This window comes from Paraburkholderia sp. BL9I2N2 (assembly GCF_004339745.1).
Lineage (GTDB): Bacteria > Pseudomonadota > Gammaproteobacteria > Burkholderiales > Burkholderiaceae > Paraburkholderia.
The window spans coordinates 199440-211260 of the sequence record NZ_SMGP01000003.1 but is presented as its reverse complement, the minus strand read 5'-3'; the positions used below and the strand labels follow the sequence as shown (position 1 = coordinate 211260).

7 protein-coding genes are annotated in these 11821 nt (G+C 60.8%); 4 read left to right on the top strand and 3 right to left on the bottom strand.

All coding sequences use genetic code 11. The features are described from left to right. The first annotated feature begins 48 nt into the window (after positions 1–48). Positions 49–1053, top strand: a complete 1005-nt coding sequence (locus B0G74_RS31640; protein WP_132379813.1) for a GlxA family transcriptional regulator — start codon at positions 49–51, stop codon at positions 1051–1053. 113 nt (positions 1054–1166) lie between these two features. Here B0G74_RS31640 and B0G74_RS31635 read toward each other — a convergent pair whose 3' ends face one another. After that, positions 1167–1433, bottom strand: coding sequence for a DUF3331 domain-containing protein (locus tag B0G74_RS31635; protein WP_243658403.1), 267 nt, complete (start codon positions 1431–1433; stop codon positions 1167–1169). A gap of 670 nt (positions 1434–2103) precedes the next feature. Continuing rightward, a complete protein-coding gene (locus tag B0G74_RS31630; RefSeq protein ID WP_132381217.1) occupies positions 2104–2784 on the bottom strand; it encodes a response regulator in 681 nt (226 codons plus the stop codon). A gap of 270 nt (positions 2785–3054) precedes the next feature. Between B0G74_RS31630 and B0G74_RS31625 the strand changes: the two genes are divergently transcribed. The 3 genes from B0G74_RS31625 to B0G74_RS46890 all read left to right on the top strand — a co-directional run bounded on the left by B0G74_RS31625 (position 3055) and on the right by B0G74_RS46890 (position 10015). Beyond that, entirely contained in the window at positions 3055–8610 is a 5556-nt protein-coding gene (locus tag B0G74_RS31625) for a trifunctional serine/threonine-protein kinase/ATP-binding protein/sensor histidine kinase (RefSeq protein WP_207915740.1), read from the top strand. Positions 8611–8818: 208 nt separating this feature from the next. Further along, positions 8819–9187: a response regulator gene (locus tag B0G74_RS31620; RefSeq protein WP_132379811.1), complete on the top strand. Its 369-nt coding sequence runs from the start codon at positions 8819–8821 to the stop codon at positions 9185–9187. Positions 9188–9439: 252 nt separating this feature from the next. Then, positions 9440–10015, top strand: coding sequence for a hypothetical protein (locus B0G74_RS46890; RefSeq protein ID WP_243658402.1), 576 nt, complete (start codon positions 9440–9442; stop codon positions 10013–10015). A 150-nt stretch (positions 10016–10165) separates the two neighbouring features. Here B0G74_RS46890 and B0G74_RS31610 read toward each other — a convergent pair whose 3' ends face one another. After that, complete coding sequence (locus B0G74_RS31610) at positions 10166–11803, bottom strand: gamma-glutamyltransferase family protein (RefSeq protein WP_132379809.1); 1638 nt, start codon at positions 11801–11803, stop codon at positions 10166–10168. Between the last annotated feature and the right edge of the window lie 18 nt (positions 11804–11821).

Genomic DNA, 11821 nt, shown 5'->3' with positions numbered 1-11821 from the left:
CATGCGGCATGCGTCGCGCCAGCCTCGGCTCCATTTTGACTGACCCCTATGCGCAAGATCACCGTCGGAATGGTGCTTTTCCCCGGATTCCAACTGCTCGATATCGCGGGCCCCAAGGACGCCTTTGCGGAGGTCCGCATCCTCAGTCAGGGAGCCTGCGAATACGAAATGCTGACGATCGGCACGACGCGCGGTAGCGTGCTGTCTTCCAGCGGGCTCACGGTAATGCCGGACCGGACCATCTTCGATCCGTGTCCGCATTTCGACACGGTGATCGTGCCCGGCGGCCTCGGCGTATTCGAAGTACTCGAAGACTCGACGCTCAGCGAATGGCTCGCGAAGCAGCACAAGAGCACGAGGCGGATCGCCGCCATCTGCAACGGCGTTTTTGCTTTCGGCGCCGCCGGCATGATCGACAACCGTACGGTCACGACCCACTGGATGGACGCCACGCGTCTTTCGTCAATGTTTCCGAAGGCGAAGGTCGAACCCGACCAGATCTACGTAAAAGACAGCGGCCTCTACACGACCGCAGGCGTGACCGCCGGCATCGATCTCGCGCTGGTCATGATCGAAGAAGACTTCGGCAAGCAAATGGCGCTCGACGTCGCAAAGTATCTGATCGTATATGTGCGCCGCGCGGGCGGCCAATCGCAATTCAGCCCCCTGTTGGAAACCCAGGCCGGCAGCGATTCCCAGATCCAGTCAATTCAGCAGTACCTGCTCGACAACCTTCATCTGAATCACACGACCACGTCGCTTGCGCGCCGGCTCAAAATGAGTCCGCGCAACCTGTCCCGCATCTTCACCAAGGAATGCGGCGTCAGTCTCATTGCATTCCTGAACGACGCGCGCATCGATGCCGCGCGCCGCTACCTCGAAAGCACTCGCCACCCGATCGGCGAAATCGCGAAGCGTTGCGGCTTTGAGAGCGCGGATACGCTTCGGCGTACGTTTAGCCGCCGGCTTCAGATTAGTCCCGCCGAATATCGGCAACGCTTTCGCTCCGGCGATCCGGTGAACGACGGGGCCGCTGCTCTGCGTCACCGATGACGAAAGCGATAGCTAACCGTGCGAATTGCGCGTGATCGTCGAGACGCGTCCGGTTTCTAGTTGAACTGTTTGTCGCCAAACCCTGGCGCGCACTCTGCGATGGCCAGCGCGTCTCAGCCACGTGTGCTGGCCTTGCGCAGCTCGCTGGCCAGAATCACTGCTTCGCTGTTGAGTGGTTTGAACGATCCGCGGATTCGGGGACGGTAGACCGGGTCGCCCTTGCGGATGCGCTCGCCAGACAGGGCGCAACGCGCCGCCGCGGGAGCGAAGCATAGTGCCCAGATTTGCTCCTCGTAGTTGCAACGCGTCGGGTCGTGCCAGCGCAATGCGAAGAGCGAATTGGACAGTTCCTCCACGATCGTCACAGTATAGGTACGCACGTCGCCGCCCTCCGATTTACGCGAATTGAGCGGCTCACCCCCCAAGCGGGAGCGACCGCACAGGTCCGAGGACTCCGCATCGGGTCTGGCGGAGAAAAAGATTGGCCGATGGCTGCGAGCGTCGTCGTCCACGGGTTCCGAACCTCGGGCGCTGAAGTAACCCGGTCCGGCCGAGGCGATGAGGGATGTTCACGATCGTTTGCGCTCCTTAGCAAAGAGTGAGGCAGCGGCCGAGCAACTCCCGACTTTGCGGCTACTGGATGCATATGGCGGAGAAGTCGACGGTACGGCGATATATGGTCCTCCCTAGCCACGGCACGAACGTGTACTCGCCGTAGGAGTTGCTCCCGATATGGATCCAGCTACGTAGAACATATGACACGATGATTCCTTGGGGACGTTAAGAAGCGAACCGGTCGGGCGGCCATCCGAAAGCGCCATGGGGTCGTCGGGCCGAACTGCGAGCTTTGCGCTGCAAGGAGAGCAAGCGTGCCGCGATAAGAGAAGGGTAGATTTAGCCGGAGGGCGAGTCTACTCTACGGTTGGATATACCGATGCCGCATTAGCGTAACCGGCTTATACGGACGTATAAGTGCGGTAAGGAGATTTCACCGAGCTTGCCGCGTCAAGCGAATCTCCTGTTGAGCGGCAAACGCGGGCAGATCCGCGCTCAGCACTGACGGCCGTCGGGCAGACAGGGCTTGATACCAAGCGATTCGGCCTTGCGCACGAGGTCCGGCATAGAGCGCGCGTTCATTTTTCGCATGACCTGTCCACGGTGCACCTTGACCGTGATTTCGCTCAAGTTCATCTCAGAGGCAATCTGCTTGTTCAGCAGGCCGGACAAGACAAAGCCCATCACCTCTTTCTCGCGCGGCGAAAGAGACTGGTACGCAGCGCGTAGACCGGCTAACGCGGCTTCCGCAGCGAGCCGTTCGCTGTCTCGCGCCAAGGCGTGGGCAACTGCGTCGAGCATGTCCTGGTCTTTGAATGGCTTCGCAAAAAAATCAAGCGCGCCAGCCTTCATTGCCTTCACTCCCATCTCGATGTCTCCATGACCGGTCATGAATACGACGGGAATACGCATGCCGCTATTGACGATTTCCTGGTGAAAAGCCATGCCGCTTTTCCCGCGTAGTCGCACGTCGAGGATGAGGCAGCTCGGTCCCGCGGAATGAGGAAACTGGAGAAACTCGTCCGGCGACTCGAACGTTTCGACGCGCAAGCCTACCGAGCGCAAAAGCAGGTCAAGGGCCAGACGGATTCCTTTGTCGTCATCGACGACGTAGATGACGGACGCGTCGGTTGTTTCGGATTTGTCCGTCGTTCGGCGGGTCGGTCTAGTAGTCATCTTGACACCTTGGGAAGCCGGAATGCGGTCGCACCCCACTGGCATGGACCCATTTTCAACTTGCCAATGCTTCTGCGTCTCATTGGCAACCGAGTAAACTAATTGTAAATCGTTGCAGTCGTCACGTGATTATTTTGGATGGGGCCAACGTCCGTGCAGGCTGGGCCCTCATTCAACAGCGGAATGCAACGTGCAGGTGTCGGGCCGGGTCGCGGCAGACAAGGGGGGACAATGATAGTCGCGAATTGTCAGACCATTGATCGGGTCTACGTGACGGCGGGCTCGGACCTCTACCGTGCCCGACGCTTGACAGATGGGCGGCCGGTGCTCCTGAAACTCCTTCCCGAACATGCCGGCGCAGTCCAGTCCGCTCGTTTCAAGCGCGAATATCTGCTCCTTCAAAGGTTGAACATCGCTGGCGTTGCCAAACCGCTTGCCCTGATCGATGACCGCGGACGCCTGGTGTCGGTTATGGAAGACTTCTCGGGCGAATCGCTCGAGACTATTTTGTGGCACGGCCCGCGCCCGGACCTGCCTCGCTGCCTCGCTATCGCCCGTCACCTGGCCGATGCATTGGCGGGCGTCGATACCGCCCACGTCATCCATCGAGATCTGCGGCCGGCCAATATTCTGGTCGCGCCAGACACTGGCCATGTTCTGCTGGTGGATTTCAGCCTCGCGACGACCCAGGAACACACCGTCTCGCCAGAGGACATTGTCGTATCCGTGGGCGAGTGGGCGTATATGTCCCCCGAACAAACCGGCCGCATGAATCGGCCAGTTGATTACCGGACCGATTGCTATTCGATGGGCGTGTTGCTCTATCGCATGCTGACCGGTCAGTTGCCGTTCCAGGCGAGCGATCCGCTGGAATGGACGCATTGCCACATCGCCCGTATGCCACCGCCGCCGTGTGATATCGCGCCCGCGGTGCCGCAACCGGTGTCCGACATCGTGATGAAGCTGTTGGCCAAACTACCGGAGGATCGTTATCAAAGCATGCGTGGCGTGCAAGCCGATCTTGACCGCTGTCTGGCGCAATGGCGCGCCTCCGGCCGGATCGAGCCGTTCCGGCTCGGCACGGACGATCTATCGGATCGCTTCCAGATTCCACACAGGCTGTACGGGCGCGATCAGGAATTGAATGCGCTCCTCGGTGTATTCGAACTCATGGCGGCCACCGGCCGGGCGGCGCTTGCCACCGTATCCGGGTACTCGGGCATCGGCAAGTCGTCGCTCGTCGACAGCTTGCGCAAGCCGATTGTCACGAAGCATGGCTACTTCATTTCAGGCAAGTTCGATCAGTACCAGCGAGACATTCCGTATGCCACCCTTACGCAAGCGTTTGGCGAGTTGGTGCAGCAACTGCTGGCCGAAAGTGCAGCACGCATCGCGGGCTGGCGACAACAACTGCAGGCTGCGGTCGGGGTCAATGGCCAGCTTATTCTCGATGTGCTGCCCAAAGTCGAGTTGATCATCGGCACCCAAGCTCCGGTACCGGCGCTGCCGCCGGCGGAGGCGCAAACCCGGTTCCGCCTGGTCTTCCGGCAATTCGTGACCGTGTTCACGAGCAAGGCACATCCGCTAGTCCTCTTTCTGGACGATCTGCAGTGGATCGACGCCGCCAGCCTGGCGCTCGTCGAACACCTGCTCACTCACCCAGACACCTGTTATCTGATGCTAATCGGCGCGTATCGCGACAACGAAGTGAGCCGAGCGCATCCGCTTATGAAGAGCCTCGATGCGATCCATCACAGCGGCACGCCGGTGATCGACATCCAGCTCGCGCCATTGTCCGCCGCGCATCTGAATCAGTTGGTCGCCGATACGCTGCATGCGCCACACGCGTCCTGCGGGCCGCTCACACAGCTCATTTGCGAACGCACCGAGAGCAACCCGTTCTTCTTTATCCAGTTCCTGGATGCGCTACACAAGGAGGGGTTGCTGCGGCGCGATGCACAGATTCAGGCATGGCAGTGGGACCTGGAACAGATCAAAGCGAAAGACTTCGCCGACAACGTCGTCGATCTGATGTTGCGCAAGTTGCGGCAACTGCCGATCCCGGCACAGGAAGCGCTGCAGCTGGCCGCTTGCCTCGGCAACAAGTTCGACCTGCGGATTCTCGCGCTGGTCAGCGGCCAGGCCGAACTCGAGCAGCAACTTGCGCCTGCCGTGCGCGAAAGTTTGATTCTGCGCACCCATGGCAGCGGTAAGTTCCTGCACGACCGGATCCAGCAAGCGGCTTACTCACTGGTTCCCGAAGAGCGCCGCAGTGAAGTACACCTGCGCATTGGTCGCGTGCTCCTCTCGAACATGACGGCCGACGAGCTCGCCGATCATCTGTTCGATGTGGCAAACCAGTTCAATCGGGGCGCCGCGCTGATCAAGGCGCCTGAAGAACGCGAGCGTGTCGCTGAACTCAATCTCAGCGCCGGCACGCGTGCCAAGGCAGCGACGGCCTACGCATCGGCACTGGCCTATTTCACAGCCGGAGACGCACTGGTGACAGAGGATGGTACGAACCGGCACGATGCGCTCACGTTCTCGCTCGGCTTTCAGCGTGCCGAATGCGAATTCCTCAACAGCTACCTGACGACGGCGGAACAACGGCTGTCGATGCTTTCAAACCGCGCCGCAAACCTTATCGATAAGGCCGCCGTCGCGTGCCTGCGCATGGCCCTTTATATGAACGCGGGACAAGCCGACCGCGCCGTTGAAGTGAGCCTCGAATATCTCCGTGCCGTCGGCGTTACGTGGTCGGCGCACCCGCGGAAGGAGGAGGTGCAGCAGGAGTACAAACAACTGTGGCAACGGATGGGCAGCCGCTCGATCGAGCAGCTTCTCGAATTGCCTCTGATGACCGATCCCGTGTGCCGTGCCACCCTGGACGTACTAACAGCCGTCCAGCCGCCCGCCCATGCCACGGACATGAACCTGTATTGCCTCGTCGCCGGTCGCATGGCGAATCTGAGCCTCGAGCATGGCAATAGCGATGGATCGGGATTCGCCTACGTCATGCTCGGCATGACCCTCGGGCCGCAATTCGGTGATTACGAGTCTGGATTCCGGTTCGGCAAGCTCGGCGTCGATCTCGTCGAGAAGCACAGGATGGATCGCTTCAAAGCTCGCGTCTACGCCGGCTTTGGCGCCTTCATCGTGCCCTGGACGGCGCACATACGTTCGGGTCGTGCCATTCTGCGACTCGCCTTCGACACGGCCAACCAAACTGGCGACCTTACGTTTTCAGGCTATTGCGGCAACAACCTGATCACCAATCTTCTGGCTGCTGGAGACCCACTCGGCGATGTGCAGCGAGAAGCCGAAAGTGGCCTCGAGTTCGCACGCAAAATGCGGTTCGAATTCGTCGCCGATGTCATGACTGCGCAACTCAGGCTGATCAATGGACTCCGCGGTCTGACGCCCGAATTCGGCTCCTTCAACGATGCCGCGTTCGACGAAGACCGGTTCGAGCAGCATTTGGCCGCAGATCCAGGGCTGGCACTTGTCGCTTGCTGGTATTGGATTCGCAAGTTGCAAGCGCGTTTCCATGCAGCTGACTACGCTTGCGCCATCGCGGCGGCATCGAATGCTGAGCCGTTGCTGTGGGCGTCGCCATTCTGCTTCGAGGTGGCGGAATATCATTTCTATGGCGCGCTGGCGCGCGCAGCACACTGCGATTCGGTATCGGCTGACGAACGACCCAGGCATCTGGAGGCGCTGTCCGCTCACCAGAGGCAGCTCGAGACGTGGGCGAACAATTGCCCCGAGAATTTCACGAACCGCGCCGCGCTGATAGCCGCGGAGATTGCTCGACTCGAGACGCACGACCCCGACGCCATGCGGCTTTACGAACAGGCCATTCGTTCGGCACGCGAGCACCACTTCGTCCATAACGAGGCAATCGCTTATGAGCGCGCATCGGCGTTCTACCGGACGCGTGGATTCGAGACAATTGCCGACACATACATGCGAAAGGCGCGCGACTGCTTTGCGCGCTGGGGCGCCGACGGTAAGGTCAGACAGATCGACGCGCGCGCGCCGCAACTGCGCGAAGAGCCGGCTTCATCGGCGGTCACTGCATTCGGTAATGTCGAGCAACTGGATCTGCTATCGGTCACCAAGGCCTCCCAGGCCATCTCTGGCCAGATCGTGCTCGAGGATCTCGTCGACACGCTGATGCACATCCTGCTTGAAAATGCCGGGGCTCAGACCTGCCATTTGCTGCTCGCACGCAACGAGAGTCTGGTCCTCGCGGCGGAAGCGAGCGTCGAGCAGCAGACGATCCAGGTACGGCGGCATCTGGGCCGGGCGCGGCCCGCACAGGCGTTGCCGGAATCGTCCGCACGCGAATCGGTGCTGCCCGCGTCCATCATCAATTACGTGCGCCGCTGCCAGGAGCGGGTATTGCTAACGGATGCGATGCAATCGAATCCCTTTGCGGCAGACGACTACTTTGCCCGCCGGCGACCGAAGTCGGTATTGTGCCTGCCGATCATGCGGCGCTCTGCGTTGATCGGCCTGTTGTATCTGGAGAACAACCTGGCCACGCATGCTTTCCCTCCCGAACGCGTGACCGTGCTGGAACTGCTGGCCTCGCAGGCTGCGATCTCGCTGGAGAACGCGCTGCTCTACGCCGACCTGCAACGCGAGAACAGCGAGCGCAAGCTGGCCGAGGAGGAGCTACGCCTGCGCGAAGCACGCATCCGGCGGCTGGTCGAATCGAACATCATCGGAGTGTTCTTCTGGAACGTGGCCGGTATCGCAACCGACGCGAACGACGCGTTTCTCCGGATCGTAGGTTATTCGCGACAAGATCTGCTGTCCGGCCATGTCCAATGGGCCACCATGACACCTCCGGAATATCGCGCCGCCGATGCGCGGGCGATTGACGACCTACGGCAGCGCGGGAGTTCCCCGCCCTATGAGAAGGAATATATCCGCAAGGACGGCAGTCGCATCCCGGTTCTGGTCGGCGGCGCGCTAATCGAGGGCTCGGAGGAAAACGGCGTGGCGTTCGTGCTCGACCTGACCGAACAGAAGGAGGCTGAGGCGGAACTCGCAGCGCGGCGGACCGCGGCCAAACAGGCAGAAGAGCAGTTGCAAGCGTTGCAGGTGGAACTGGCTCATGCAACTCGCGTAACAACGCTTGGGGAACTGAGTGCATCCATTGCACACGAAGTCGGCCAGCCGCTAGGCGCGATCGTGACCAGTGGCGAAGCCTGTCTGCGATGGCTCGGCCGCGGGGAGTCGCAGCCGGAAGAGGTGCGGGCCTGTGTGCAGCATATGATCGGCGAAGGTAGGCGCGCGAGCGAAATTGTCCGGCGTATCCGCACGCTCACCAGGAAGGCTGCCCCGCGGAAGACGCCGCTGCAACTCAACGATGTGATCAATGATGTCGTAGCCCTGGTTCAGCGCGAAGTCCTGAATCATCGCGTTTCGTTGCGCCTCGAGCTTGACTCCGGGCTGCCTGCGTTGCTCGGCGATCGGGTCCAGCTTCAGCAGGTGCTCATCAATCTGGTCATAAACGGTATCCAGGCGATGGCTGACATCGGCGGCGACTCACGTGAACTACGGGTCGAGTCCCATCGGGATAGCGATGGCCACGTCGTGGTCGCCGTACAGGATTCTGGCCCGGGGATCGATCCGGAAAGCGCAAACCAGCTGTTCGACGCTTTCTTCACCACGAAGGCCGAAGGAATGGGCATGGGGTTGTCGATCTGCCGTTCGATCATCGAGGCCCACGGTGGACAAGTGTGGGCGTCCAACAATGCCGGGCACGGGGCCAATTTCCAGTTCAGCCTGCCTTCGATTAGCGAAGCGTCCTGAAGGGCAATCCGGCGTGATAAACAGGACAATAATTGGTAATGGTCGCGAGCACGATCGAGACGCATCCGGATCGACGCTACGCTTATGACCCGTTTATACATTCGTATCATTTCCGTGCTGCGCCTTCCGAGCTACGATTGATTTGAGTCGCGTGCCAGACGATTTCGTCTGGCACGCTCCGCTTTCAGTGTGTCGAGGCCCGTCGCTTGTGTCTTCTCAAATTGTTTCCATCGTCGACGACGATGAGGGTGCCCGGGTGGCGACCGCGAGTCTGGTTCGTTCGCTAGGGTGGCAGGCGCGAGTGTTTGCATCGGCGGAAGAATTTCTGGATTCGGGGTCAATCGGCGAAACGTCATTCCTGATTTCGGATATACGGATGCCGGGCTTGTCCGGAATCGAACTGCACGACCATCTTCTGGCCCTCGGGTACGCCATTCCGATCATTTTCACCTCGGGATTCCCGACTGACGCCGTTGAGGCCAAAATCCAGGCCAGAGGTGCGCCCCCTTTCCTCGAGAAGCCCGTTGACGCCATCACTGTCGAGCGATTGCTCAATCTTGCGCTGGGTCGGCCATAGCGCGTTCGCAGTTCGTCAGGAGATTGCCGTCGCGCCGGGCCACGCAATCCGGTCGCTCATAGCTTCAGTTCCCCTGCTTCGTCAGGGCGATTTTCTTCGCCTTCAGCCATCACGCGAGTTATACGCGGGTATGAGATTCCTATCTACATGCACCGGCGTTCGAACCGTTCGTAGAATGGTTTCGTGTGGCTCGCACCTGTACATTGTTTTCAAGGCCAGTGTGCAAGCACGATACACCTGGCATGGTCAGTCTTGTTTATCACCAGTTCGTTCGATCAATACGCGAACTTAAATCCGGTTTCTCGACGATTGACGCTCACGGTTTGTCTCGCGGCCTTTGCCGTGGATCTGCTGCGCGCATCGCGGCCCATGCTGTCAGCCGGTGGTGGCCGCCGCACTTGCGGCATATCTGAAGGAGGAGCAACCGATGATGACCGTCGTGCTTATCTACATGTCCGGCTTCCTCGTCGTCGTGGCCGCTTTGCTTGTCGCAATGATCAAGACCACCGCGCGTCCAAATCGTTGAAACGAGGAAATGTCGTATCTATCCACCGCCGTTCTTCGCATCTGCGTGATTTGACCACGCACATGTTCGATGTTGTGGAGGTTGTCATGTTCATCCAGTCCAACCAGATAGCACTGCCTTTTTCGTTCGAACTCGACCTGTGCGCATGGGCAAACGCCGTGTACGAAGAAGCCGTCGGAGAAGGCTTCATTCGCGTGCCCTGGGAGCCGGACGATGCTATCGTGCGGCGATTGCAGGCTTACTTCCACAGTGGCCTGTCGCCTGCCGAAGCCGCGAGCGCGTGTTTCTGTCTGAACCACTGATGATCGCGCCTGACGCTGAGCCTGAGATCGCCCGACTGTCCGGCCCATTCACATCGTACACAGGTGCGTGGCATCGTTGAGCCCGAGCCTCGCAAGGGGCGGGTCGCCACCTGCGAGGCTCAGGCATCTTGTACGGCACGGCTGCCAGGATCAGAACCCGGCGGCCAGCCCGTCGCGCCGGGTGTCGCTCGCGGCGACATAACCGCGCTCCGGGTCGTTGCGATCGAGCTTCCAGATGTACTGGCCCGAGCCGAAGTCCATATACGGATCCTCGATCGACTTGATCGTATGGCCGAGACCCTCGAGGGCTCGCACCGTGTCCTCATCGAGCGTCGCTTCGACGTCAACCGTGAAGTCGCGATTAACCTTCCAGCGCGGCGCGTCGCATGCGGCCTGCGGCTGCTGGCCGTAGTCGAGCATGCGCACGATCGATTGCAGATGTCCTTGCGGCTGCATGTCGCCGCCCATCACGCCGAAGCTCATCACCGCTTCCTGGCGGCCGTCGACCTGCTGGGTCAGGAAAGCAGGGATGATCGTATGGAACGGTCGCTTGCCGCCCTCGACCACGTTCGCCGACTTCGGATCCATCGAGAACCCGTAGCCGCGGTTCTGCAGCGAAATACCGGCGTCCGGCACGACGATGCCCGAGCCGAAGCCCATGTAGTTCGACTGAATGAAGCTCACCATCATGCCGCGCTCGTCAGCCACCGACATGTAGATCGTGCCGCCCGCCTTCGGCATGCCGAAATCGAACTGCGTGGCACGCTTCGGGTCGATCAGCTTCGCGCGCGACTTCAGGTATGCGTCGTCGAGCATCTGTTCGGGCGTGACCTCCATCGAGCGCGGATCGGCGACGTACTGGTAGACGTCGGCGAACGCGAGCTTCATCGCTTCGATCTGCAGGTGCTGCGATTCGATGCCGTCAACCCGCAGCGCGCCCACGTCGAACTGTTCGAGAATGCCGAGCGCGATCAGTGCGGCAATGCCCTGGCCGTTCGGCGGAATTTCGTGCACCGTGTGGCCGCGATAGTCCTTGCTGATCGGCTCGACCCAATCCGCGCGGTAGTTACGCAGATCGTCCATCGTGAGCGCGCCGCCGCCCTGGCGCGAAAACGCGGCGATCTGTTCGGCGATCTCGCCTTCGTAGTACGCGCGGGGGCCCTGTTCGGCCAGCTTGCGCAGCGTCTTCGCGTGCCCGGGGAAGCGCACCAGTTCACTCACTTCCGGCGCGCGGCCACGCGGCATGAACGTCTCGGCGAAGCCCGGCTGGTCCTTCAGTTCCGGCACAGCGGCCGCCCACTTGTACGCAACGACGCTCGCCACCGCATGGCCGCGCTCGGCGATTTCGATCGCCGGCTCCATCAGGTCGGCAAACGGCAGCGTGCCGAACTTCTGATGCAGCGCCTCCCAGCCGGCGATTACACCCGGCACCGTCACCGCATCCCAGCCGCGCTTGGGCTGCTTCGCGAGACCGTTTTCCTCACCGTACTTACGCTTGAAGTAATCGACATTCCACGCGGCGGGCGACACGCCCGACGCGTTCAGCCCATGCAGCTTCGCGCCGTCCCAGACGAGCGCGAACGCGTCACTGCCGAGGCCGCACGAAACCGGCTCGACGACCGTGATCGCCGCCGCCGCGGCAATCGCCGCATCGACGGCGTTGCCGCCTTTCCACAACATCCGCAAGCCGGCTTGTGCGGCAAGCGGGTGGGACGTCGAAACGATGTTGCGCGCGAACACCGGCAAACGGGGTGTTGGATACGGGTTTTGCCAATTGAAACGTGTCATTGAAAAACTCAAACGAGA

What these genes read in the sequence shown, in the direction of transcription:
- B0G74_RS31640 (WP_132379813.1), top strand. Translation starts at nt 49, where the DNA reads ATGCGCAAGATCACCGTCGGAATGGTGCTTTTCCCCGGATTCCAACTG.
- B0G74_RS31630 (WP_132381217.1), bottom strand. Translation starts at nt 2,784, where the DNA reads ATGACTACTAGACCGACCCGCCGAACGACGGACAAATCCGAAACAACC.
- B0G74_RS31610 (WP_132379809.1), bottom strand. Translation starts at nt 11,803, where the DNA reads ATGACACGTTTCAATTGGCAAAACCCGTATCCAACACCCCGTTTGCCG.